The sequence below is a fragment of the Pseudomonas sp. LRP2-20 genome (genome assembly GCF_024349685.1).
GTDB lineage: Bacteria > Pseudomonadota > Gammaproteobacteria > Pseudomonadales > Pseudomonadaceae > Aquipseudomonas.
This window is the reverse complement of record NZ_AP025944.1, coordinates 43,256-67,280: the sequence shown is the minus strand read 5'-3', so window position 1 is coordinate 67,280 and position 24,025 is coordinate 43,256. Positions and strand designations below refer to the sequence as shown.

General features: G+C 62.3%; 26 protein-coding genes. 10 read left to right on the top strand and 16 right to left on the bottom strand.

The genetic code is table 11. The features are described from left to right. Positions 1 to 10: 10 nt before the first annotated feature. Positions 11 to 1,600, bottom strand: coding sequence for a cytochrome c oxidase subunit I (ctaD, locus tag OCX61_RS00310; RefSeq protein ID WP_261942163.1), 1,590 nt, complete (start codon positions 1,598 to 1,600; stop codon positions 11 to 13). 43 nt (positions 1,601 to 1,643) lie between these two features. Further along, complete coding sequence (gene coxB, locus OCX61_RS00305; RefSeq protein WP_261942162.1) at positions 1,644 to 2,771, bottom strand: cytochrome c oxidase subunit II; 1,128 nt, start codon at positions 2,769 to 2,771, stop codon at positions 1,644 to 1,646. A 368-nt stretch (positions 2,772 to 3,139) separates the two neighbouring features. Here coxB and OCX61_RS00300 point away from each other — a divergent pair, with 368 nt between their 5' ends. Beyond that, positions 3,140 to 3,781, top strand: a complete 642-nt coding sequence (locus tag OCX61_RS00300; RefSeq protein WP_261942161.1) for a hypothetical protein — start codon at positions 3,140 to 3,142, stop codon at positions 3,779 to 3,781. A gap of 114 nt (positions 3,782 to 3,895) precedes the next feature. On the opposite strand, the gene OCX61_RS00295 is transcribed toward OCX61_RS00300, so the two are convergent. The 6 genes from OCX61_RS00295 to prlC all read right to left on the bottom strand — a co-directional run bounded on the left by OCX61_RS00295 (position 3,896) and on the right by prlC (position 12,247). Further along, entirely contained in the window at positions 3,896 to 5,431 is a 1,536-nt protein-coding gene (locus tag OCX61_RS00295) for a SulP family inorganic anion transporter (RefSeq protein WP_261942160.1), read from the bottom strand. Between the two features lie 191 nt (positions 5,432 to 5,622). Further along, positions 5,623 to 6,342, bottom strand: coding sequence for a carbonic anhydrase (locus tag OCX61_RS00290; RefSeq protein ID WP_085676604.1), 720 nt, complete (start codon positions 6,340 to 6,342; stop codon positions 5,623 to 5,625). 283 nt (positions 6,343 to 6,625) lie between these two features. Further along, positions 6,626 to 7,684 carry a PA0069 family radical SAM protein gene (locus OCX61_RS00285; RefSeq protein ID WP_261942159.1) on the bottom strand — a complete coding sequence of 353 codons (1,059 nt, stop codon included), beginning with the start codon at positions 7,682 to 7,684 and terminating at the stop codon, positions 6,626 to 6,628. 66 nt (positions 7,685 to 7,750) lie between these two features. Then, complete coding sequence (locus OCX61_RS00280; RefSeq protein WP_261942158.1) at positions 7,751 to 9,745, bottom strand: M3 family metallopeptidase; 1,995 nt, start codon at positions 9,743 to 9,745, stop codon at positions 7,751 to 7,753. A 136-nt stretch (positions 9,746 to 9,881) separates the two neighbouring features. After that, entirely contained in the window at positions 9,882 to 10,163 is a 282-nt protein-coding gene (locus tag OCX61_RS00275) for a YheV family putative zinc ribbon protein (protein ID WP_085676601.1), read from the bottom strand. Further along, complete coding sequence (prlC, locus tag OCX61_RS00270; protein ID WP_261942157.1) at positions 10,160 to 12,247, bottom strand: oligopeptidase A; 2,088 nt, start codon at positions 12,245 to 12,247, stop codon at positions 10,160 to 10,162. Before prlC ends, OCX61_RS00275 begins: the two co-directional genes overlap by 4 nt. 66 nt (positions 12,248 to 12,313) lie before the next feature. Here prlC and OCX61_RS00265 point away from each other — a divergent pair, with 66 nt between their 5' ends. Beyond that, complete coding sequence (locus tag OCX61_RS00265; protein ID WP_261942156.1) at positions 12,314 to 12,862, top strand: gamma carbonic anhydrase family protein; 549 nt, start codon at positions 12,314 to 12,316, stop codon at positions 12,860 to 12,862. A 20-nt stretch (positions 12,863 to 12,882) separates the two neighbouring features. Further along, entirely contained in the window at positions 12,883 to 13,533 is a 651-nt protein-coding gene (locus OCX61_RS00260) for an HAD family hydrolase (protein WP_261942155.1), read from the top strand. 131 nt (positions 13,534 to 13,664) lie between these two features. Here OCX61_RS00260 and OCX61_RS00255 read toward each other — a convergent pair whose 3' ends face one another. Further along, a complete protein-coding gene (locus tag OCX61_RS00255; RefSeq protein WP_261942154.1) occupies positions 13,665 to 14,747 on the bottom strand; it encodes an aminopeptidase in 1,083 nt (360 codons plus the stop codon). A gap of 67 nt (positions 14,748 to 14,814) precedes the next feature. Here OCX61_RS00255 and OCX61_RS00250 point away from each other — a divergent pair, with 67 nt between their 5' ends. Beyond that, the gene (locus OCX61_RS00250; RefSeq protein WP_261942153.1) at positions 14,815 to 15,228 is read left to right on the top strand and encodes a PA0061/PA0062 family lipoprotein; all 414 of its coding nucleotides are present in this window, start codon (positions 14,815 to 14,817) and stop codon (positions 15,226 to 15,228) included. A 55-nt stretch (positions 15,229 to 15,283) separates the two neighbouring features. Continuing rightward, positions 15,284 to 15,697, top strand: coding sequence for a PA0061/PA0062 family lipoprotein (locus OCX61_RS00245; RefSeq protein ID WP_261942152.1), 414 nt, complete (start codon positions 15,284 to 15,286; stop codon positions 15,695 to 15,697). Between the two features lie 33 nt (positions 15,698 to 15,730). On the opposite strand, the gene OCX61_RS00240 is transcribed toward OCX61_RS00245, so the two are convergent. Together OCX61_RS00240 and OCX61_RS00235 are read right to left on the bottom strand one after the other, a co-directional pair. Further along, on the bottom strand, positions 15,731 to 15,964 hold the full coding sequence (locus tag OCX61_RS00240) for a DUF1161 domain-containing protein (protein ID WP_027917153.1): 234 nt from the start codon (positions 15,962 to 15,964) through the stop codon (positions 15,731 to 15,733). Positions 15,965 to 16,037: 73 nt separating this feature from the next. After that, the gene (locus tag OCX61_RS00235; protein ID WP_060507803.1) at positions 16,038 to 16,463 is read right to left on the bottom strand and encodes an OsmC family protein; all 426 of its coding nucleotides are present in this window, start codon (positions 16,461 to 16,463) and stop codon (positions 16,038 to 16,040) included. A gap of 158 nt (positions 16,464 to 16,621) precedes the next feature. Here OCX61_RS00235 and OCX61_RS00230 point away from each other — a divergent pair, with 158 nt between their 5' ends. After that, the gene (locus tag OCX61_RS00230; protein ID WP_261942151.1) at positions 16,622 to 17,626 is read left to right on the top strand and encodes an LLM class flavin-dependent oxidoreductase; all 1,005 of its coding nucleotides are present in this window, start codon (positions 16,622 to 16,624) and stop codon (positions 17,624 to 17,626) included. Between the two features lie 99 nt (positions 17,627 to 17,725). On the opposite strand, the gene OCX61_RS00225 is transcribed toward OCX61_RS00230, so the two are convergent. Together OCX61_RS00225 and OCX61_RS00220 are read right to left on the bottom strand one after the other, a co-directional pair. Then, on the bottom strand, positions 17,726 to 17,947 hold the full coding sequence (locus tag OCX61_RS00225; RefSeq protein ID WP_261942150.1) for a DUF1161 domain-containing protein: 222 nt from the start codon (positions 17,945 to 17,947) through the stop codon (positions 17,726 to 17,728). 105 nt (positions 17,948 to 18,052) lie between these two features. Next, positions 18,053 to 18,268, bottom strand: a complete 216-nt coding sequence (locus OCX61_RS00220; RefSeq protein ID WP_103448359.1) for a dodecin — start codon at positions 18,266 to 18,268, stop codon at positions 18,053 to 18,055. A gap of 150 nt (positions 18,269 to 18,418) precedes the next feature. On the opposite strand from OCX61_RS00220, the gene OCX61_RS00215 reads away from it, so the two are divergent. Continuing rightward, the gene (locus tag OCX61_RS00215) at positions 18,419 to 18,742 is read left to right on the top strand and encodes an ElaB/YgaM/YqjD family protein (protein WP_261942149.1); all 324 of its coding nucleotides are present in this window, start codon (positions 18,419 to 18,421) and stop codon (positions 18,740 to 18,742) included. Here the strand turns inward: OCX61_RS00215 and OCX61_RS00210 are convergent. Beyond that, positions 18,739 to 19,635: a LysR family transcriptional regulator gene (locus OCX61_RS00210; protein ID WP_261942148.1), complete on the bottom strand. Its 897-nt coding sequence runs from the start codon at positions 19,633 to 19,635 to the stop codon at positions 18,739 to 18,741. The genes OCX61_RS00215 and OCX61_RS00210 overlap by 4 nt on opposite strands. 110 nt (positions 19,636 to 19,745) lie before the next feature. Here OCX61_RS00210 and trpB point away from each other — a divergent pair, with 110 nt between their 5' ends. After that, a complete protein-coding gene (gene trpB, locus OCX61_RS00205) occupies positions 19,746 to 20,963 on the top strand; it encodes a tryptophan synthase subunit beta (protein WP_085676592.1) in 1,218 nt (405 codons plus the stop codon). Next, a complete protein-coding gene (trpA, locus tag OCX61_RS00200) occupies positions 20,960 to 21,769 on the top strand; it encodes a tryptophan synthase subunit alpha (RefSeq protein WP_261942147.1) in 810 nt (269 codons plus the stop codon). The genes trpB and trpA overlap by 4 nt, the downstream gene beginning before the upstream one ends. Before the next feature lie 111 nt (positions 21,770 to 21,880). Here trpA and OCX61_RS00195 read toward each other — a convergent pair whose 3' ends face one another. Continuing rightward, the gene (locus OCX61_RS00195; protein ID WP_167063790.1) at positions 21,881 to 22,213 is read right to left on the bottom strand and encodes a DOPA 4,5-dioxygenase family protein; all 333 of its coding nucleotides are present in this window, start codon (positions 22,211 to 22,213) and stop codon (positions 21,881 to 21,883) included. A 55-nt stretch (positions 22,214 to 22,268) separates the two neighbouring features. Between OCX61_RS00195 and OCX61_RS00190 the strand changes: the two genes are divergently transcribed. Then, positions 22,269 to 22,877, top strand: coding sequence for an NAD(P)-dependent oxidoreductase (locus tag OCX61_RS00190; RefSeq protein ID WP_261944372.1), 609 nt, complete (start codon positions 22,269 to 22,271; stop codon positions 22,875 to 22,877). Positions 22,878 to 23,073: 196 nt separating this feature from the next. Here OCX61_RS00190 and OCX61_RS00185 read toward each other — a convergent pair whose 3' ends face one another. After that, on the bottom strand, positions 23,074 to 23,973 hold the full coding sequence (locus OCX61_RS00185; protein ID WP_261942146.1) for a choline sulfate utilization transcriptional regulator: 900 nt from the start codon (positions 23,971 to 23,973) through the stop codon (positions 23,074 to 23,076). Positions 23,974 to 24,025: the final 52 nt, after the last annotated feature.

Below are 24,025 nucleotides of genomic sequence, written 5' to 3'. Positions count from 1 at the left end.
GGCAGCGCTCCTATTTCACTTCCGGTGGGGTCTGGAAGGTGTGGTAGGGCGCAGGCGAGGGAATAGACCACTCAAGCCCCTCGGCACCATCCCACGGCTTGGCAGGCGCTGGCGCGCCGCCCCGGATGCACTTGATGACGATGAACAGGAAGAATATCTGCGTGGCGCCGAACAGGAAGGCGCCGATCGACGACACCATGTTGAAGTCGGCGAACTGCAGGTTGTAGTCGGGAATACGCCGCGGCATCCCGGCCAAACCCACGAAGTGCATGGGGAAGAAGGCCATGTTCATGCCGACGAACGACAGCCAGAAATGCAGCTTGCCGAGGGTTTCGTCATACATGTGGCCGGTCCATTTCGGCAACCAGTAGTAGGCCGAGGCAAAGATGCCGAAGATCGCCCCGGGCACCAGCACATAGTGGAAATGCGCCACCACGAAGTAGGTGTCGTGGTACTGGAAGTCCGCCGGGGCGATGGCCAGCATCAGCCCGGAGAAGCCACCGATGGTGAACAGGATGACGAAGGCGATGGCGAACAGCATCGGCGTCTCGAAACTGAGCGAGCCTTCCCACATGGTGCTGACCCAGTTGAACACCTTGACCCCGGTGGGTACGGCGATGAGCATGGTGGCGTACATGAAGAACAGCTCGCCGACCACCGGGATGCCGACCACGAACATGTGGTGGGCCCAGACGATGAACGACAGGAAGGCAATGGCACCGGTGGCGTAAACCATCGAGGTGTAGCCAAACAGCGGCTTGCGCGAGAACGCCGGAATGATCGAGCTGACCGCACCAAAGGCCGGCAGGATCATGATGTACACCTCGGGGTGGCCGAAGAACCAGAACACATGCTGGAACAGCACCGGGTCTCCGCCACCGGCGGCACTGAAGAAGCTGGTGCCGAAGTGGATGTCCATCAGCATCATGGTCACCACCCCGGCCAGCACCGGCATCACCGCGATCAGCAGGAACGCGGTGATCAGCCAGGTCCAGACGAACAGCGGCATCTTCATCAGAGTCATGCCCGGGGCGCGCAGGTTGAGGATGGTGGCGATCACGTTGATCGCGCCCATGATCGAGCTGATGCCCATCAGGTGGATGGCGAAGATGAAGAAGGTGACGCTGGCCGGCGCATAGGTGGTCGACAGCGGGGCATAGAAGGTCCAGCCGAAGTTAGGCCCGCCGCCCGGGCTGAACAGGGTCGAGACCAGCAGCAGGAAGGCTGCCGGCAACAGCCAGAAGCTGAAGTTGTTCATCCGCGGCAGGGCCATGTCGGGTGCGCCGATCATCAGCGGGATCATCCAGTTGGCCAGGCCGACGAAGGCCGGCATCACCGCGCCGAACACCATGATCAGGCCGTGCATGGTGGTCATCTGGTTGAAGAACGCCGGCTCCACGATCTGCAGCCCGGGCTGGAACAGCTCGGCGCGGATCACCATGGCGAACGAGCCGCCAAGCAGGAACATCATGAAGGCGAACCACAGGTACATCGTGCCGATGTCCTTGTGGTTGGTGGTCAGCACCCAGCGCATCAGGCCCTTGGCCGGGCCGTGGGCGTGGTCATGGCCGTGGGCGTGGTCGTCGATCACTGCACTCATGTCCTGTCTCCTGCAATCCGCTGATTGCCGCGCAAAACCCGGTTCACTTGGCTTCTGCCTGCTTGAGCGCCAGCACGTCCTTCGGCGTGACCATGTCGCCCTTGTTGTTGCCCCAGGCGTTGCGCTCGTAGGTGACCACGGCGGCGATGTCGACTTCCGAGAGCTGCTTGCCGAATGCGGCCATTGCCGTGCCTGGGCGACCGTGGAACACCACGCCCAGATGTTCTTCCTTCGGCCCGGTGGCCACTTTCGACCCCTTGAGCGCCGGGAACATTGGCGGCAAGCCCTGGCCTTCGGCCTGGTGACAGGCCACGCAGGTGGTGTGGTAGACCTTGTCGCCACGCTCGACCAGCTCTTCGAGGGTCCAGTCCTTGCTGGTCAGTTCCTTGAGCTTGGCCGCCTCGGCCTTGCGTTCGCCGAGCCAGGTGTCGTAATCGGCCTTGGACTTGACCTCGACCACCACTGGCATGAAGCCGTGGTCCTTGCCGCACAGTTCGGTGCACTGGCCGCGGTAGATGCCGGGTTTCTCGATACGGGTCCAGGCTTCGTTGACGAAGCCGGGGATGGCGTCACGCTTGACCGCGAAGGCCGGCACCCACCAGGAATGGATGACATCGGCGGCGGTCACCAGGAAGCGCACCTTGGCACCTACCGGCAGCACCAGCGGCTGGTCGACCTCAAGCAGGTAGTGCTCGTCCTTGGGCGCCTTGTTGTGGATCTGGTCAGCAGGGGTGGCCAGGTTGCTGAAGAACTCCACATCCTGGCCAAGGTACTTGTAATGCCACTTCCACTGGTAGCCGGTGACCTGGATGTCGATGTCCGATTCACTGGCGTCGTAGATGTCGATCAGGGTCTTGGTGGCCGGAATGGCCATGGCCACCAGAATCAGGAAGGGGACGATGGTCCAGAGGATTTCCACCCAGGTGTGCTCGTGGAAATGCGCTGGCTGCTGGCCGGTGGAACGGCGATGGATGACCATGGACCAGAACATCGCACCGAATACCACGATGCCGATGATCACGCAGATCCAGAAGATCGTCATGTGCAGGTCGAACACGGCGTTGGAGACTTCCGTCGCCCCCGGGTGCATGTTCACAGTCCAGGCGGCGTTGGCCTGACCAAAAACCGACCACAACAGGAGGCCCATCCAGACATGTGGATGTCGCATCATTGCGGGTTCCCCTTCTCGTTCTTGTAGTCCCGGAGGCGTGGCCTGCGGCAAGAGGGAACGGCGGTCAAGACTGCCTGGCTTCGACGACCGAGCCCCTGCAAAAGCAGTCGGGCCTCATCAACGAATCACGTTCAACGGGAGTATAGACAGCGACCAACGGCACGCAACGGCACCGGTGAAATGAACTTCACGAAATCGGTAAAACGCTGCAAAGGCCCGAGCTTGATGGGTTATGGCAAAATAATGGCACCGCGATATGCCGAACTGCGCACACGTTTGCGCGGTTTATAACAAATGCGTCTTAGGTATTCTGTATACCGAGCTAATTTAGTGTCTTCCGTTTGAAACGTCTTGTCCCTGGAGTTGTCATGAACATCGCTGCTGTACGCGAGCAGATTAGCCAAGCCCACGATCACGAAGGCCGCACCGGCCAACTGAAAGAGCGTCTCGAGCTGCAACTGCCCCACCTGCACCCCTCGATCCAACTGCCTGAGCAGGACGCCCAGGGTACTTTGGCGCGCTTCGTCAGCGCTTATATCGATCAAGTTCCAGAGCTGCTGGAAGCCGCCCACGAGGTCGCCCGCGAAGCCGGTATCGAATCGCAGATCAAACCTGTGCTGAAAATTGCCGAGGCCTACTTCCTGCAGCCGCCGAGTGTGATGCAGGGGCATGTGGGGCTCGATTGCCTGCTGGATGAGGCCTACCTGGCGCACCGCCTGGTGGAGGAGGTCAACGACCTGTACATCCGCCACTTCCAGCAGCCGCTGATCCCGGTCGACACCACGGTGGCCAACCTGATCGCGCACCAGTTGATTGGCGAAACCTTCGCCAACCAGCTGGATGAAGTGGTGCACCACTCGGTGGATGAGATGCTGAACGATGAAAGCTTTGCCGCAGAGTCGGTGGAAGCCTATCGCGACACCCTCACCAGCCCCGAGACAGGCGAGGCATGGAAGCGCTGGCCGTGCCTGTCGCGCCAGCTGGGTGTGGAGCTGGGCCAGCCGGCCTGATTCCGCCTGACCGGGCCTTTTCGCGAGCAGACCCGCTCCCACAGGTGCAACGCGACTCCAGCAGGAGCGGGTTCACCCGCGAAGAGGCCCGGCCAGGCAACACCACTCTTCAGCTCAGGCCCCCACGCCAGCCGTGGTGCGCAGCCGCCCCTCGATCCGCCGCTTCAAGCGCCGCTGCTCGATCACCAGCCGCGCACCATTGGCCGCGTTGCTGCGGTGCCAGTCCTCAAGCAGTTCCAGGCACGAATGGTCGATATAGCTCAGGTTGCCCAACGGCACATGCAAAGTCGTCCCCGCCGGCACGGTATCGAGCACCTGGGTCAACGCCGGCACCTTCAGGAAAGTCGCCGCGCCACTGAGCCGCAGCTCCATATGGCCGTTTTTCTCCAGGCTCACCAGGTTGATCTTCAGCCGCGCCGCCTTGAACGCCAGCTTCAGCAAGGTCAGGGCAAAGCCTAACAGCACGCCGGTCAGCAGGTCGGTAAAGATGATCGCCAGCGCGGTAGCCGCGTAGGTGAACATCGGCATCCGCCCATAACGGCCCAACCCTCGAAACGCCTTGAAATCCACCAGTTTCACGCCGGTGAACACCAGCACCCCGGCCAGGCTCGCCACTGGAATTTGCTGCAGCACGCTGCTCAGCACCACCACGAACGCCAGTAACCACAGGCCATGCAGAATTGCCGAAGCGCGGGTTTGCGCGCCAGCCTGAACGTTGGCCGAACTGCGCACGATCACCCCGGTCATCGGCAATGCACCCAGCACACCACAGAGCATGTTGCCGATGCCCTGCGCCGACAGTTCACGGTCGAAGTCCGAGCGCTGGCCGCTGTGCATGCGGTCTACCGCCGCCGCCGACAACAGCGTCTCGGCACTGGCGATGAAGGCCAGGGCGAAGGCCGCCACCAGCAGGGTCGGGTCGGCCAACTGCATCAGGTCGTCCAAGCGGATCCAGTCGATCGCTTCGGAAAGGTCCGCCGGCACCTGCACCCGGTTCACCGGTAACGCCAGCCACATCGCAATGGCGGTCATCGCCGCTACGCCCAACAAGGCGCCCGGCACGAAGCGCAGCTTCTGTGGCCGCAGGCGTTCCCAACCCCACATGATGGCAATGGTGCCCAAGCCCAGCGCGCCAGCCATCCAGCCAGAACCTGCATGTTCAAGCGGCAGGGCCGCGGCCACGGTGGACGGGAATTCCAGCAGGTTCTGCATACCCGACGGCTGTGGCGCCGTGTCGAACATCACGTGCACCTGGGACAGCACGATCAGCACGCCGATACCGGCGAGCATGCCGTACACCACTGCCGGCGCCGTGACCCGGAACCAGCAACCCAGGCGCAAACGCCCGGCCAGCAACTGCAGGATGCCGGCGAGCAGCAGAATCGGCCCGAGCATCGCCATGCCGTGCTGGCGTACCAGCTCGAACACCAGTACCGCCAGGCCAGCTGCCGGGCCACTGACCTGCAGCGGCGAACCCGCCAGGAAGCCGACCACGATACCGCCGATGATGCCGGTGATCAGGCCCTTGGCCGGCGGCATGCCCGACGCGATCGCAATGCCCATGCACAACGGCAGGGCGACCAGGAACACCACCACCGACGCCAGCAACTCACGCGGCAGGGCCGCTTTCAACTGTGTCATGTTCACCATCGTTCTCCTTTCTCTGTCGCACGGCCATTCCTCTGGCCGTGGGCACGTTTGGTCCCTGACGAACGCGCAGGCGCAGGCCGCCAGCGAAATCGCCGGCAGGGCAGTCAGGGCATGTTCAAGGCAGCCGAAGGCCGCGCCACACCCGCGATGGGTGCAGCCGGCTATTCAAGGTTCAGCGTTGGACGGGTCGCTTAGTAGCGGCCTCTCGGAGTGGCGCTCGGGATCGGCTCGCCAGCAGCCAGGGGCAGGAAGCTGTCGCTGGCGGCGTCGTAGGCTTCGATCTTGCTGGTTTCGATGTCGTAGACCCAGCCGTGGATGTACAGCTCACCCGCTGCGAGGCGCGACGCCACCGATGGGTGCGTACGCAGGTGATGCAACTGGGCGATCACGTTTTCCTTGGTCAGCACTTGCATGGTTTCGTGCTCGCTGCCGCAGGAACAGTTGTTCTCGACCACGGTACGAGCCACTTCCGCATGGCGCAGCCAGGCGGAAACCGTTGGCATCTTGGTCAACGACTGCGGGTTGAGCACCGCACGCATGGCGCCACAGTCAGAGTGACCGCAGATGATGATGTGGTGCACCTTCAATGCCGACACGGCGTACTCGATGGCGCTGGACACGCCGCCGTTCATCTGGCCGTAAGGGGGTACCACGTTACCGACGTTACGGGTCACGAACAGGTCGCCCGGCGAGCTCTGGGTAATCAGTTCGGGAACAATGCGCGAGTCGGCACAGGTGATGAACATGGCGCGCGGGGTTTGCGCGGTGGCGAGCTTCTTGAACAGCTCTTGCTGCTCGGGGAAGACGTCATGGTGAAAGCGCAGGAAGCCGTCGACGATGTGCTTCAGGGCGGCATCGGCGCTCTCCGCGGGGGCTTGCGGAATGACCTTGGATGGGTCCTTGACGGGCATGATTCATCCTCTTGACGGTGTGTAGGTAAATCCATTTTACCGGTGAAAGATTCTGGCTATGCGCAGATTTAGATGACGCGCGAGAGCGATAGATCACAGTCTTCGCTGACCGGATTCCTACGCTAGCGGGGAAAACTTAACTGAAACTTAATTCGAAGGCTCTAGAACGGGTGTTCCAGATCGGATAGGCGGGAATTGAATAATAGCAAAAAAGCATCAACTGCCAAGAGCCATTAGCATAATTATCATCTCGGATTAGCTGAGCTGGGGATGGCCACTGTCATCAGAACAATGCCATCTGCCCACCCGGCGGGCAGAACGCCGAGCAGTCCAGAGACTGCGCCTCGCGCCCGGCAAAATCCAGGCGCTTCATGGCCTTGGCAAAACGCTGCGCCAACAACTCGGCAAAAATTCCTTCGCCACGCATTCGCGCACCAAAGCGGCTGTCATACAACTCGCCACCCCGGCTCTGGCGAATCAGGCTGAGCACATGGGCGGCCCGCTGCGGGTAATGGTCCTGCAGCCACTGTTCGAATAATGGCGCCACTTCCAAAGGCAGGCGCAGCATCATGTAGGCAGCGCTCTGCGCGCCCGCTTCCTTGGCAGCCTCCAGCAAACGTTCCAGCTCGCTGTCGTTGATCATCGGGATCATCGGTGAACACAGCACACCCACCGGCACACCGGCCTCGCGCAATACGCGAATGGCCCGCAACCTGGCATTGGGTGACGCCGCGCGCGGCTCAAGCACCCGCTTGAGGTCATCGTCCAGGGTAGTGAGGCTGATCATCACCCGGACCAGACGCTGGCTGGCCATTTCGGCCAGCAGGTCGAGGTCGCGCAATACCAGCGCGCCCTTGGTGACGATGGTCACCGGGTGCCGAAACCGCAGCAGCACTTCCAGTATCCGCCTTGTCAGTTGCTGCTCCCGCTCGATCGGCTGGTAAGGGTCGGTGTTGGAGCCCAGGTTGATGGGTGCACAGACGTAGCCCGGCTTGCTCAGCTGTTGCGCAAGCACTTCGGCTGCGTTGGTCTTGGCAATCAGCTTGGTCTCGAAATCCAAACCTGGAGACAGATCCCAGTAGGCATGCGAAGGGCGGGCATAGCAGTAGATGCAACCATGCTCGCAACCTCGGTAGGGATTGATCGAACGGTCGAAGGGGAGGTCGGGGGAAGTGTTGCGGCTGATGACCGATTTCGCCGTCTCGATGCGCACCTCGGTACCCTGGGTCTGGGGCACCTCCTGGTACCAGCCGTCGTCCTCCGCCACCGAATGGCTGGGTGCGAAGCGGTTATGCGGATTGTGAGCCGTACCACGGCCCTTTAACGCTGCTGGAGGTATCATCGCCAACCCCTGATACTGTATTCATATACAGTATCTGCATCCCTGCGATATGACCAGCCCCTCCGGTCAGGACACGCCGTGCCAGCGCAAATAGGCTTGCTGGTTGGGCGAGCGCCCGAGGAAAGTTTCCAGCCCCTCCCTCAGCGGGCGTGACGCACCCGGCTCGAACAGCGCCTCTTGCAATGCCTTGCCTGTGGCACGGTCCAGCAAGCCATTGGCTTCGAAGCGGGTAAACAGGTCGAATGCATGAACATCGGCCCATAGGTAGGCATAAAAACCTGCATCGTAACCAGTGACCAGGTGATCGAACGCATGGGCGGGCCGTTCGAAATCAGCCAACGGCCAATACCCACAACGCTCGCGCGCATCGGCCAGGCGCTGAGCCAGGCTTCTGCCGTCCAACGGCGTGTCGTGCAGGTCCAGATCGAAGAGTGCCAGGCTCAGGTCACGGCCGCTGTCACCGATGTCGGCTTGGCGATACTGCCCCAGGAAGCGTTCAGCCTCGGTCTGGCTCATGCCGCTGCCATCCCGGCGCGGCGTGGCAATGGAGGCCAGGTAGCGTGCATTCCACACCCAACGCTCGAACAACTTGCCGAAAAGCTCCACACCATCGGTACCCAGCTCGGTCACGTTGGACATGACATGGTTGCCGGTGCGTACCAACAGGTGATGCAAGGCGTGGCCGAACTCGTGATACAGCTTGCGCAGCGACAGGTGGTCCAACAGCGGCTCGGCGCCCGCCAGTGCAGCTGGAATATCACTGTTCACCACCACCACCGCTGCGTGATAGATACCCTCGGCATCCACCCGGCGGTTACGGACATAGTTGGTATACACCGCATCGGCCTGCTTGCTGGGGTGCTGAACGGCGTCCAGGTAGAAGAAACCAACACGGGCGTGATCCTGCCAAACCTCGAAGGTCTGCACGCTAGCGTCCCAGGTCGCCAGTGCCACGGGCCGCAGCTCAAGGGCAAAGAGTCGCTGCGCCAGGTCCACCAGGGCCGCCACTACGGTTTTCAGCGGGAAGTGCTCGCGGAACTCGGTGTCAGCCTGCACCTCGCCGCCACGGTTCTGTAGATAGCCAACATCCCAGGGTTCGACCTGTTGCAGGTGTTGAACCACTGCCTGTCGTTGAAGACCCGCACGCCATTGCTCCAGCGCAGGGCGCAGATCCTTTGCCAGTGCATACAGAAATTCGCGTACCTGACTGGCCGAGCCGGCGCTCTTGGCAAGCAGACTGAGGTCGAGGTGACTGGCGTAGCCCAACAAACGGGCTTTCTCGTCCAGCAGCTCTGCCAACCGCTGCAGGTGGGTACCGTTATCCAGTTCCGCGTCGCTACTTACACCGCGCAGGTGAAAGGCGCGATAAACCCTTTCGCGTAGCGGGCGATGCTGCGCCTGGTTTAGAACTGCCTCGGTGACTGCGGTTTCACAAGCAATGAGCCAGCCCTGTTCCCCAGCCGCTTTAGCCTGTGTCGCCAGCTCCTCGCGCAGCCTTTGCGGCAACCCCTGCAACTGCGCCTCGTTTGCAATCAGGAGCCCAGGCCGGCCTATATTGGCCAGAAAGGTTGCCCGCAGCGCGCCAATCTGAGCCTGCAACTGGGCAAGACGGGGTTTGTCCTGTTCTGCCAGCGCGGCGCCGCTTACAGCGAACTTGCCGAGGTGCCAGCGCAGGGTGGCACGCTTGGCGGCATCCAGATTCACGCCGTTGGCCGTGTTCGACAAGCGCTCATACAAGACCTGCAGCCGGCTGTTGCAGAACTTTTGGTCGAAGCGCGTTACCGTCTTGTCGAAATAGCTGCCGAATGCCTGCCCCCAGTCAGCGCCCTTGCCCACAAGTGGCAAACAAGCGTAAAGCACTGCCAGTAGCTGTGCGTCCAGGCCATCTACCGCCAGCACCAGGTCGTCCCAGGTAGGAAGGGCCTGCTGCTGCTCGATGATCCGCGCAATGCCTTGCTCATGCGCCTCTAGCACGTAATCGAAGGCGTCAACCATGTTTTCAAGGGTAATCGATGGATAGTCGACGGGAATTTGGCTGCTTTGCAGGAGAGGATTGGCCACGGTACTTCACCTTGCTCATGTCGAGGAGCAAGGGAGCATGCATGGCTGGCGAGCGGGAAATGGCCTGAGTATCTACTACCGGCGAGCAGCATGGGCATGCCTGCCTGGGCACATGGCCCAGGCAGGCAAGACGGCTTCATTCAGCCGGTTTCTTCAGCTTCGGGTTCGGGAAGAACTGCACGGTCTGGACCTTGGCCGGCGCCGCCTTCGGCGCCAGCTGGTTGACCCGCGTACCGAGCTCCTTGGGCACCGACAGGCCCTGCTCGTTGAGTGTGTCGGTGAAGCCACAGGCCACGCACTCGCGATGCGGCACGTCGTCTTCGCTCCACATCATCAGCTTGTCGGGCTCGCTGCACGCCGGGCACACCGCCCCGGCGATGAAGCGTTTCTTGGTCTTGTTCACAGCTACCTCGGTCATGCCGCAGCGTCCTCGGTCAGGCCACTGTGGCGCAGCAATGCATCAATGGAAGGCTCACGCCCACGGAAGTCCACGAACAGCTCCATGGGTTCACGCGAGCCGCCGCGGGCCAGGATCGCTTCGCGGAACGCACGGCCGGTCTCGGCATTCAGCACGCCCTCTTCCTCGAAGCGCGAGAAGGCGTCCGCCGACAGCACTTCAGCCCACTTGTAGCTGTAGTAGCCCGCCGCATAACCGCCAGCGAAGATATGCGCGAAGCTGTTGGGGAAGCGGTTGTACGCTGGCGGGCGCATCACCGACACCTCGTCACGCACACCTTCGAGCACCTGCAGCACACTGCGGCCATCGCCGTGGCTGGCGTGCAACTCGAAGTCGAACAGCGAGAACTCCAGCTGACGCACCATCATCATGCCGGACTGGAAGTTCTTCGCCGCCAGCATCTTGTCCAGCAGGTCCTGGGGCAGGGCTGCACCGGTTTCGTAATGGCCGGAGATCAGCGCCAGGCCTTCCGGCTCCCAGCACCAGTTTTCCATGAACTGGCTCGGCAGTTCGACCGCGTCCCAGGCCACACCGTTGATGCCGGAAACACCAGCGTGCTCGATGCGGGTCAGCATGTGGTGCAGACCGTGGCCGAACTCGTGGAACAGCGTGGTGACTTCATCGTGGGTCAGCAGCGCAGGCTTGCCAGGTGCGGCCGGGGTGAAGTTGCACACCAGGTTGGCGACCGGGCTCTGCAGCTCGCCGCCAGCCGTGCGCCGACGGTCGCGGGCGCCGTCCATCCAGGCACCGCCACGCTTGTTGGCGCGGGCGTAGAGGTCGAAGAAGAAGCGGCCGACGTGCTGGCCGTTTTCCTTGATCTCGAACAGGCGTACGTCCGGGTGCCAGCTGTCGAAGCCCTTGAGTTCGGCGATCTCGATGCCGTAAAGGCGCTGGACGATGCTGAACAGGCCGCTGAGTACCTTGTCGATCGGGAAATAAGCGCGCAGGGTTTCCTGCGACACGCTGTAACGCTGCTCGCGCAGCTTCTCGCCGAAATAACCGGCGTCCCAGCTGGCCAGCTCAGGGCAGCCTTGCTCGGCGGCGTAGGCCTTGAGCTGCTCCAGGTCCTGGGCGGCAAACGGCTTGGAGCGCTTGGCCAGGTCACGCAGGAAGTTCAGCACCTGGTCGCTGGACTCGGCCATCTTGGTCGCCAGGCTCAGCTCGGCGTAATTCTTGTAACCCAGCAGCCCGGCCAGTTCCTGGCGCAGGTCGAGGATCTGCTGCATCACCGGGCCGTTGTCGAACTGGCCGGCATTCGGGCCCTGGTCCGAGGCACGGGTACAGTAGGCGGCGTACAGCTCTTCGCGCAGGGCGCGATCGCTGGCGTAGGTCATCACCGCGTAGTAGCTGGGGAATTCCAGGGTGATCAGCCAGCCGTCGAGGCCCTTGGCCTGGGCGGCAGCGGCCATCTGCGCCTTGGCCGAATCGGTCAGGCCGGCCAGCGCGGCTTCGTCGGTGACGTGCTTGGTCCAGGCCTGGGTGGCGTCGAGCAGCTGGTTGGAAAAACGGCTGCCCAACTCGCTCAGCTTGCTCTGCACTTCGGCATAACGCTGCTGCTGGTCGGCCGGCAGGTCGATGCCCGACAGGCGGAAGTCACGCAGGGCGTGGTCGAGGATAGTCTTCTGCGCCACGTCGAAGCTGGCAGCCTCCGGGCTGTTGACCAGCGCCTGATAGGCGTCGAACAGCGCACGGTTCTGGCCCAGTTCGGTAGAGTAGGCGCTCAGCGCTGGCAGGCAGGACTCGTAAGCCTCGCGCAGTTCCTGGCTGTTGCACACCGCATTGAGGTGGCTGACCGGGCTCCAGGCGGCGCCCAGTCGGTCGTTCAGTTCGTCCATGGCCAGCACCAGGCCAGCCCAGGTAGGGTTGTTGCCCTGCTGTTCGAGGATCTCGGCAATGGCTTTACGGTTGTCGGCCAGGATCGTTTCGATCGCCGGCAACACGTGTTCGGCACGGATTTGCGAGAAGGGCGGCAGATCGTAGGACTGCAGAAGCGGGTTGTTCGCACTCACGGTTCGGATACCTTGGCAGGAGAAACACTGCCCCATCTTAATTACAATCGACGCCGACCGCAGCAGGCAGCCTGCCTATCGGCACAGATGAGAGACGCTATCATGGCCATCCGCAGCTTCCAGCAACACACTCCGAAAGTGGGACTTCGGGCTTTCGTCGACCGTTCGGCGGTGGTCCTGGGCGATGTGGAGATCGGTGAAGACAGCTCTGTCTGGCCACTGACGGTGATCCGCGGCGACATGCACCGCATCCGTATCGGCGCACGCACCAGCGTGCAGGACGGCAGCGTGCTGCACATCACCCACGCAGGGCCCTTCAACCCCGACGGTTTTCCGCTGATCATCGGTGACGAGGTGACCATCGGCCACAAGGTCATGCTGCATGGCTGCACCCTGGGCAACCGCATCCTGGTCGGCATGGGCAGCACCATCATGGATGGCGCCATTGTCGAAGACGAAGTGATCATCGGTGCCGGCAGCCTGGTGCCGCCCGGCAAACGCCTGGTCAGTGGCTACCTGTACATGGGCAGCCCGGTGAAACAGGTCAGGCTGCTCAGCGAACAGGAGCACGCCTTCTTCCCTTACAGCGCCAGCAACTACGTCAAGCTCAAGGACCAGCACCTGGCCGAAGGCTACGACCAAGCGCAATGAACCCGACTACCGAGACGAACATGCACCAGCAGAACATCCTCTTCGACCTCGACGGTACCTTGACCGACCCGCGCCTGGGCATCACCCGCTCGATCCAGTACGCCCTGGCCAAGCTGGGCATCGACGAGCCCGACCTGACCCGCCTCGAACACTTCATCGGCCCACCTCTGCTGCAGGCCTTCATGCAGTTCTACAGCTTCGATGAGGCCAAGGCGTGGCAAGCGGTGAACTTCTACCGGGAACGCTTCCGTGTCACCGGCCTGTATGAAAACCTGGTGTTCGAAGGGGTGCCAGCGCTGCTCGAAGCACTCAATGGCCAGGGCCGCACGCTGTACATCGCCACCTCAAAACCCTGGGAATTTGCCCGGGAAATTGCCAGGCACTTTGCTTTCGATCACCACTTCAAGGTGATTTACGGTAGCGAGCTGGATGGCACGCGGACCAACAAGGTCGAGCTGATCCGCCACCTGCTGGACGCGGAAGGGCTGGATCCGGCGCAGACGCTGATGATCGGCGACCGCAAGCATGACCTGATCGGTGCCCACAGCAATGGCTTGCAGGCGGTGGCGGTGGGGTACGGGTTTGGCAGCCAGGAAGAGTTGCAGGCCGAGGCGCCAGCCTTCCACTTCGCGACCGTGGCCGATATGCATCAGGCCTTTATCCAGGGCTGAGGGCCATGGGGCTGCTTTGCAGCCCAACGCCGGCAAGCGCGGCCCGCAAGGTTTTGTGCAAGCCTTCAGGTCGATGCAGTACCTGTGGGAGCCGCGCTTGCCGGCGATGGGCCGCAAAGCGGCCCCAAGGTTCACATCAACCGCTGCAACGCCGCCTTCCTGTCAGCAGCTGGCAATCTGCCAAGCTGCTCGACCCGCTCATAAAACCGCGCCCAGTCCCCATTCACCTCCCGGAACAGGGCCGCAAACGCCGGCACCCACTGGTCATAAAGCCCGAACGGCAACAGCTTGGCATTGCTCAATGGCGCATAGATCCAGGCGTCATAGCGTTTGTCCCCGTGCCACTGGCTGTCCCGCACCTGCTTGTATTCACCCCGCAAACGCTCGAACTCTGCCTGCTTGGCCACCCGCTTGTGCGCATCGTCCAGCGGCCCGGCATAGATCACCTGCAACCGCTCGCGGCTGGCCAGTACCAACCGGGTGAACTGGTCGCTCTGTTGCGACTGCTCCGCATCGATCGCTGCAAGCCCACGCGCTGCGCGCCATTGCCGCGTGCCCTCCTGCTCGACGAAGGTGGCAAATGACTCGTTGAACTCGGTGTCGTCCTGAACATAGAAACGCTGATGGGCCAGCTCATGGAAGATCAGCGTGGCCAGCCGCTCATCCCCCCAACCGACCATCGACGAGAGGATCGGGTCATCGAACCAGCCCAATGTCGAGTAGGCTTCAACACCGCTCACGTAAACGTCCAGGCCCTGCTGGCGCATCAACGCCGCAGCACCACGCGCAGCACCCTGGCGGTAATAGCCGCGGTAGGCGACGCAGCCAGCGACAGGGAAGCAGTGTGTCACTGGTTGCAGTGAAAGCTCCGGTGTGGCGAACACGTTCCACACCACATAGGGGCGTTGCAGATCGGCGTAGAGCCGGTAGCTGCGATTGTCAGGCAGCTTGAGCTGGTCGCTGGCGAACATCCGCGCTTCTTCGGCATGGGCGAGGCGGATGCGTAACTGCGGGCTGCTGGCCGGGTCGGCGATCACTTTGTCCACAGGTTGGCGTGCCCGCAACAGCTGCCATTGCCCCTCGGCCAACTGGCCGTAATACCCCACAGTGCTGCAACCGTTCAGCAGAAAGGCACCCAGCAGCGGAACCAAAGGCCTGAAAAGGCGGTCGAGTGGCCCAGGGCCTGAGCGCTTGAAAAGAACAAAGAGATCCATCTGGGGCTATCCATCTCGCTCATGGCCGATGCGCTCCAAGACTATCTCGCCAAGGGGGAGTTTCGCCATGCGTGCACTGTTGGTCATCGGCTCAATGCTGCTGGTTTCTGCCTGTTCGACCCTGCCGGACCCGGACCCGAACCTGGCCTGGGTAGACCTTACCCCCTACGGCGAAACCTCGCTGGACGCGAAACAGGTGGATGAGCGCGACTGGGCCGACAGCCGCTACTTCGAAGTGCAGCCCGGCAGCCACGAGCTGACCGTGCGCTACCAGTTTCCGGTGACGCCGAGCAACATCGGCCCGGTCGACGCGCCACTGTGGCGTGATTGCCAGGTCAAGCTGACCTTCAAGGACTTCAGCGCCGGCCAGCGCTACCAGTTGCAAGCCGGCAGCATCGGCTTCCGCCCTTGGATCAAACTCTACGACCACCAGCAAAAACTACTCAGTCAGGGCCTGCCAGCCGGTTGCCAACGCACCTGAACCGCACAAACGGCGCTATGCTTGTAACCCGTGTATCGCGAGTGGGAGTTTTGCCATGCGCCAGCCCATGATGCTGATCGCCCTCAGTGCACTGGGGGCTTGCGCCAGCCCCTTGCCACCTGTCGACCCCAGCAAGGCGTGGGTCGATCTCTACACCGTCACCCCTGGGCGCATACTGATGGCCGACCGCCTGGATGGCCAGCGCCTGGACGATGGCCGCTACTTCCAGATAACTCCTGGCAAGCATGAACTGGTGGTGCGGTTCGATTACGAAATCTATGCCGGCGGCATGCTCACCAGCCCCAAGGAACGCACCTGTTACCTGACCGTGCGCTTCGATGACTTCAAGGCTGGGGAACGCTATCGCCTGGAGGCGCGGGCGCCGGTGATGGACCCGCAGGTGCTGCTGTACGACGCCAGCCGCAATGTGGTGGTCAACGAGCCGAGCGACGTGTTCTGCATTCCGTAACAAGCACTGGGGCCGCAATGCGGCCCCAGTCATTCAACGATCGTTTTTCTGGTAGATGATCTTCTTCGTCCCGCCATCACAGGTGCCGACGATCATGTTCTGATCCTTGACCTCACTGTTGGGCACGATTTCCAGGGTATAGGACGTCACACCCTGGGCCTGGATCTTGGCTTCGATCTCAGCCTTGAGTTCTTCGCACGGTTTCACCGCCGCCAATGCAGAAGTGGCCACAAGCGAAGCCAGCACGGCGATTGCTACGCGAATCATGGAACGGCTCCTGAAATGGCAGCTGCGCTGCCGACGCTGTTTAGACTACAGCAAAGCGTCGCCGTTGCGCCGTCTAGCCCACCAATGCAGCGTCCAGGCTTATCTTGGCGTTGAGCACCTTCGACACCGGGCAACCGGCCTTGGCCTTGTTGGCGATTTCCAGGAACTGCGCCTCGCTGGCCCCCGGCACCTTGGCCTTGAGGATCAGGTGCACGGCGGTGATGGCAAAGCCGTCGGGTTGCTTGTCCAAGGTGACTTCGGCAATGGTATCGATGCGGTCCGCGGTGAGTCCTGCCTCACCGAGCATCATCGACAGCGCCATCGAGAAACAACCGGCATGGGCCGCACCGATCAACTCTTCCGGGTTGGTCCCCGGCGAGCCCTCGAAACGGGTGTTGAAGCCATAGGGGTTCTGTTTGAGTGCGCCGCTTTCGGTGGAAAGCAGGCCTTTGCCATCCTTCAGGCCACCTTGCCAGATCGCCGATGCTGTCTTTTTCATGATGCCTCCTGGTCATAGGGTTACTTACTTACCTACGTTTACGAGGTCATAGTCCTACGGCAAGTTCAGAGCAATCGCCTAACGAGCATTGAATACGGCGAATGTGCCCATACAGAGTCAACAAGGCCTCCGGGCCAACCACTCTTGCGGAGGCTCCAATGACGCAGTTGCGTGACCTGAAGATATCCACCCTCGACCTAGTGCCGGTGCGCGCCGATAAAGGCCCGGCGCAATCGCTGCACAATTCGCTGGACCTGGCCCGGCATGTCGAGCGATTTGGCTATAACCGCTTCTGGGTGGCTGAACACCACAACATGGACGGTATCGCCAGCTCGGCCACTTCGGTATTGATCGGCTATCTGGCAGGTGGCACTTCGACCATTCGCGTCGGTTCCGGCGGCATCATGCTGCCCAACCATGCGCCGTTGGTGATCGCCGAGCAGTTCGGCACATTGGCCAGCCTGTACCCCGGACGTATCGACCTGGGTCTGGGCCGTGCGCCAGGCTCTGACCAGATGACCGCCTACGCCCTGCGCCGCGACCGCGCAGGCAGCGCCGACGATTTCCCGGATGATGTCGAGGAACTGTCGCGCTACCTGGGCCCACGTACCGATGATCAAAAAGTGATCGCCGTTCCCGGCCACGACACCAACGTCCCCCTGTGGCTGCTCGGCTCAAGCCTGTTCAGCGCCCAGCTGGCCGGTATGCGCGGCATGCCGTACGCCTTTGCCTCGCATTTCGCGCCGCGCCTCATGCATGAGGCAATCCGCATCTATCGCGACCATTTCAAGCCGTCGACCACGCTGGACAAGCCCTATGTGATGCTGGGGATTCCGATGGTGGTGGCGGAAACCGACGAAAAGGCCGAATACCTGGCTACCTCAGTGTATCAGCGCATCCTGGCGCTGATTCGCGGCCAGAGCCTGATGCAAAAGCCCCCTGTACCGAGCATGGACGGCCTGTGGCTACCCCATGAACGCGATGCCGTTGGGAGTTTCCTGGGCCTGGCGATGATCGGCAGCCCGCAGAAGGTCAGGGCCAAGGTGGAGGTACTGCTGGCGCAGACCGGAGCGGATGAGCTGATCTTTACCTGCGATTTGTATGAACATGCAGACCGGATTCGGTCCTATGAGCTGATGGCGCAAGCCTTGAAGTCTGAGTGACCTTCTTCGCGGGTAAACCCGCTCCCACAGGGATAGCGTCGCCTTCAAGGCCTGTACAGTACCTGTGGGAGCGGCTTTAGCCGCGAAGAAGCCAACCCTTTACTTGCGGTTGTAGACGATTTTCTTCTTACCTGCCTCACAGGTGCCAACGTCTTTCCCTGCCACCTTTCCCTTGTCGACAATTTCCAGCTCGTAATTTTTTACACCCTTGGCATCCAGCTTCGCCTCGATCTCTGCCTTGAGCTCTTCGCACGGTTTGCCGGCCGCCATCGCACCGCCCGCCAGCACCATCAAGCCCACCGCCAGCACCAGTTTCTTCATCGATCGCATTCCTTGTACAGATGAGAAAAGACCAAAAGGGCGCCGCCAAGGCGCCCTCCGGAGTTATAACGCCATCACGCCGGGCTATTCCAGCCCGGGAATGTTTCAGCTGTTGGCGATGCGGAAACCAACCTTCAACGTAACCTGAAAGTGCGCCGCCTTGTTGTCGCGGATATGGCCACGGGTATCGACCACTTCGAACCATTCCAGGTGCTTGATGCTCTTGCCGGCTTCGGCCAAGGCATTGTTGATCGCCTCTTCGATGCTGGTGTGGGACGAACCCACCAGCTCGATCTTCTTGTAGGTGTGATGATCGGTCATGAGCGCTCTCCTTGGGTGACGGTCAGATTGAGCCTAGCAGCGCAGGCCTGGTTTACCTGCGAGCCATCGCCGTTCAGTAAAGTTCGATCGCACTTTCCCGCAGCCCGAGAGTCGCAATCCTTACAGTCCATACTGCAAAGGAGAGTCAACATGCACCGCAACTCGCTGCGTAAAACGTCCCTGGAAAGCATGGAAGCGGAGATCGAAAGCCTGCTGAAAAGCCTGGAGAACCTGAAGCACGATGCCTCCGAGGAAACCCAGAAGTCAGTAAAGGCGATGCGCAGCAACGCCGAAAGCGCGCTGCGCCATTCGCGCAGCCTTATCAGCGATGCCTATGAGGAAGTCAAAGAGCGCACCCGCCAGACCGGCATCGCCACCCGCGACTACGCCCAGGAGCACCCGTACACCACTGCTGGCGTTGCCATTGGCGCACTGGGCCTGCTGGCGGCGTACCTGCTGTGCAAGCGCAGCTAAGCGCTCTGCCTGGCCAGCTCGGCGCGTAGCCATTGCGCCAGTTGCTCGGCGCGCCCATCTGCGGCGCGCCGCGGCACCCACAGCGCCAGCGCGGCAGGGGTCGGTGAAAAGCCCCACGGCGCACTCAAGCGTCCCGCTCGCAGGTCGTCGGCAACCAGTGGTTGCGGGGCGATCGCCACCCCCAGGCCGGCAACCGCAGCCTCCAGCAAGTAATACAGATGCTCGAAGGCCTGGCCATACTGCAATGCATTCACCTCCAGCCCTTGTTCTGCCGCCCAGGTTGGCCAGGCCTGCGGGCGTGAGGTGGTATGCAGCAGGGCTTCGTCCAGCAGGGCCTTTGCGGGTGCCGCCTGCAAGCGGTCGAAGCCGGCGAAGTGCGGGCTCAGCACCGGGCCGATGCGCTCCTGCGCCAGCACGTGCACTTGCATGTCCGCAGGCCATGGCGGTTCGGCATACACCAGCAACGCATCCAGCCCGGGCCTGCGCGGGTCAAGGTCGCCTTCACCCGCCGACAAGTGCAGGCGCAGCTCAGGCAGGTCTGCCTTCAATCGCCCCAGGCGGGGAATGAACCAGCGCGCCAGCAGGCTGCCGGAACACCCCAGTACGAATGGCGCCTCGCTCACATCCCGGCTCAACTCGGCGCACACACTGCGCAGGCGGTCGAACGCCTCACCACTGGCGTCACGCAGGCGCATCCCGGCATCTGTGAGTTTGATGCCACGCCCGTCCTTGACGAACAGAGCCACACCCAGGTGCTCTTCAAGCACCTTGATCTGCCGGCTGACGGCACCATGGGTGACGTGCAGCGCTTCGGCCGCCTGGCTGACGCTGTTGAGCCTGGCAGTGGCCTCGAAGGCCCGCAGGGCGTTGAGGGGAGGGAGGTCGTGGGCCATGTTACCTGTGAGTTTTTCTGACAAGTTTGCGCAATCTTATCGGTTTTCAGCCGGGCTTGCCGTGGTTAGAGTAAAGCCCATCACTCATTCATTACGCCCTGGAGCGCCCCATGACCCAGTCCCAATACCGTCCCGGCCCCGACGCCAACGGCCTGTTCGGCTCGTTCGGCGGCCGCTACGTGGCCGAAACCCTGATGCCGCTGGTGCTGGATCTGGCCCGCGAATACGAAGCGGCCAAGGCCGACCCCAAGTTCCTCGAAGAACTGGCCTACTTCCAACGCGACTACATCGGCCGCCCAAACCCGCTGTATTTCGCCGAGCGCCTGACCGAGCACTGTGGCGGCGCGAAGATCTTCTTCAAGCGTGAAGAGCTCAACCACACCGGCGCGCACAAGGTGAACAACTGCATTGGCCAGGTGTTGCTGGCCAAGCGCATGGGCAAGAAACGCCTGATCGCCGAAACCGGCGCCGGCATGCACGGCGTGGCCACCGCCACAGTGGCTGCGCGCTTCGGCCTGCCTTGCGTGATCTACATGGGCGCCACCGATATCGAACGCCAGCAGGCCAACGTATTTCGCATGAAGCTGCTGGGCGCCGAGATCGTTCCGGTCACCGCGGGCACTGGCACGCTGAAAGACGCCATGAACGAGGCCCTGCGCGACTGGGTCACCAACGTCGACGACACCTTCTACCTGATCGGCACCGTGGCCGGCCCGCACCCGTACCCGGCGATGGTCCGCGACTTCCAGTCGATCATCGGCAAGGAAACCCGCGCCCAGCTGCAAGAGAAGGAAGGCCGCCTGCCAGACAGCCTGATCGCCTGCGTTGGCGGTGGCTCCAACGCCATGGGCCTGTTCCATGAGTTCCTCGAAGAGCCAAGCGTACAGATCATCGGCGTCGAAGCGGGCGGCCACGGCGTGCACACCGACAAGCACGCCGCCAGCCTGAACGGTGGTGTACCCGGCGTGCTGCACGGCAACCGCACCTACCTGCTGCAGGACGAAGACGGCCAGATCACCGACGCCCACTCGATTTCCGCCGGCCTCGACTACCCAGGTATCGGCCCGGAGCACGCCTACCTGCACGAAGTGAAGCGCGTCGAATACGTCAGCATCACCGACGACGAAGCACTGGATGCGTTCCACGCCACCTGCCGCCTGGAAGGCATCATTCCGGCCCTGGAAAGCTCCCACGCCCTGGCCGAAGCGATCAAACGCGCACCGAACCTGCCCAAGGACCACCTGATGGTGATCTGCCTGTCCGGCCGCGGCGACAAAGATATGCAAACCGTGATGAACCACATGGCAGCCCAGGAGAAACAGGCATGAGCCGTCTTGAACAACGCTTCGCCGAGCTGAAGGCCGAAGGCCGCTCCGCGCTGGTCACCTTCGTCACTGCTGGCGACCCGGGTTATGACGCTTCGCTGCAGATCCTCAAGGGCCTGCCGGCAGCCGGCGCCGATGTGATCGAGCTGGGCATGCCGTTCACCGACCCGATGGCCGACGGCGTGGCCATCCAGCTCGCCACCCTGCGCGCCCTGGAAGCTGGCCAGACCCTGGCCAAGACCCTGCAGATGGTTCGCGAATTCCGTGTGGATAACCACACCACGCCGATCGTGCTGATGGGTTACTACAACCCGATCCACCGCTTCGGTGTGGATAAGTTTGTCGCCGAAGCCAAGCAAGCCGGCGTCGATGGCCTGATCATCGTCGACCTGCCACCTGAGCACGACGCCGAGCTGGCCACCCCGGCCCAAGCCGCAGGCATCGACTTCATCCGCCTGACCACCCCGACCACCGACGATGCGCGCCTGCCGCGTGTACTGGAGCGCAGCTCCGGGTTCGTCTACTACGTGTCGGTAGCAGGCGTGACCGGTGCCGGCTCGGCGACTACCGAGCACGTGACCGAAGCGATTACCCGCCTGCGTCGGCATACCGACCTGCCGATCAGCGTTGGTTTCGGCATTCGTACCCCGGAGCAGGCTGCCGCAATCGCGCGCTTGGCCGATGGTGTGGTGGTAGGTTCGGCGCTGGTCGACAAGATCGCCCAGGCCAAGGATGCCGGTCAGGCAGTGAACGATGTATTGAGCCTGTGCTCGGCACTGGCTGAAGGCGTGCGCGGCGCCCGCCGCTGAACCGCATCGCCTGCTTCGCGGGTCAAGCCCGCTCCCACAGGTTCACTGCAGTCTTACAGATTGCAATCAACCTGTGGGAGCGGGCTTGACCCGCGAAGAGGCCGGCATAGGCTATCCACCGAAGATCGACAGATTCAAAGGCCGCACAGCCCCCATCCAGATCGCATGGTCCCGGTGATCTGCCAGCTCATCCCCGGTCAGCGGATGCAGAAACACCACCAAGCCTTTCCGATACAGCGCCAACCACGGCAACACCACTCCCACGAATTCCGGCTCGAATGCCAGCTGGCAGCTCCAGTCCGGGTGCGGCCCGACCGGTTTCTGGTGCATGCGCCCCATGGTCACGGGAAACAGCCGCGCCGCCTCCTCGCACAGCTCACGGGCCTGCTCGAGGGTGGATGCGTCGTAGTACACGTGGGCGTGGTAACCCTTGATCCTCTGCACGATAACTCCTGATTGCGGTCCAACCATCACCCCCACTTGCAAAGGGAGTGATGCGGTGAAAAATGCCGAAACCCCAGTGTTCAAACTGGTGTTGTTCGGGGCTGAAAGCAGCCTGGGCAATGCCCTGATGGTTGAGCTGCTGGCGCGCCAGCATGAGGTCATTGCGGTGGTCGACGACCTCAACCGCCATGCGCCGCGCCCGGGCCTGCATTTCAAGATAGGCGGGCTGGACGATGCCGACCAGGCGGAGCAGAGTGCGGCAGGGGGTTCGGCGGTGATCGCCCTGCTGGCCCCAGGTGATCTGACAGTGCAGGCGCGAATGAGCGAAGTACTGGTGGCCGGGCTTGCCCGCACGACTATACGCCGGCTGCTTTTGGTGGGCGATTTTGATGTGCTGGATGCGCCGGGCAAATACAGCGCTGCACAGCGAGAAAGCGCTGATAGGGTAGCCGATGTGCTGCAGCGCAGTGCATTGCGCTGGACGTTGATCAATGCGCCGGATGACTTCCCTGGGTTGGGCATGGAACATTTTCGCAGTATCGACGGCACCTTGGAGCCGGGCGTGAGCGAACCCCTGCGGCGGCTGGCCAGGATCGCGGCGGGAATGGTGGATATGCTGGAACTGGATTTGCACCGAGGCGAGCATCTGAACTTCGTGGTCTAGATCGTCGGGGCTGCTCCGCAGCCCATCGCCGGCAAGCCAGCTCCCACAAGGGCCCGCGTCTGCCTGACAGGTTATGGCATTTCTGTAGTGGCTGAGCCGGAGAAAAGCCCCTCATAGCAACGCATGCCGCTCAGGCCGACGCGGTCCCTGTGGGAGCTGGCTTGCCGGCGATGGGCCGCAAAGCGGCCCCAAGATCTTAAAGGCTGCGCTCTTGCTCGAGCCAATCCACGAACCGCTCGATCAATGCCCCACGCCGCTTGCGTGGTGGCAGCACCGCATAATACCCCCGCGCCGAGCGCAAACTGCCCTGCAGCGGCCGGCACAACAACCCTTGCTCCACCAGTCCATCCACCAGGTGCCCCCAGCCAATCGCCACCCCTTGGCCAGCAATCGCCGCCTGTATCAGCAGGGTGTAATTATCGAATCGCAACTGCCCAGGCGGCGGCGGGCTGGCCACGCCAAACCCGCGAAACACCCCCGCCCAGTCAAACCAGCGGCTGGCCTGCTCACCTCGCAAGTGAAGCAACGGCAATCGCTGCAAAGCCACGGCTGACAAGGGTTTGCCATGAGTCAGCCGCGGGCTGCAGACCGGGAAGACTTCCTCGTCGAACAACCAGCGGCTTTCGCCCTGGTGAAAGCGCCCATCGCCAAACAGCACCGCCACATCAATATCCGGGCGCAGCATCCCCTGGCTGCGCTCGCCGGTCACCAGGCTCACGTCCACCTGTGGATAAGCCTCATGAAAGCGCTGCAGCCGTGGCATCAACCAGAACGCCGCAAAAGCAAAGTCGGTGGCCACCTGCAACACCTCACGCTGGCCTCGCCCGCTGGCCAGGGCAATGCCGTCATCCATGGCCTGCAAAGCTTGATGCACCTGCTCGAACAGCAGCTGGCCCGCCTCGGTCAGCTCGATGCCGCGGTAGATGCGATCGAACAGGCGTGTGCCCAGCTGCGCCTCCAGGCGCTTCACCTGCTGGCTTACCGCCGGTTGCGTAGTGCCCAGTTCCAGCGCCGCTGCGGTAAAGCCACGCAAGCGGGCTGCGGCCTCGAACACACGCAAGGCATCCAGCGACAATTCGGCAAGGTGGTCAAACATAAGCTCAGCTAATCCCAGACATTGCCCGCCATGGGCTTTACCCATGTTATCC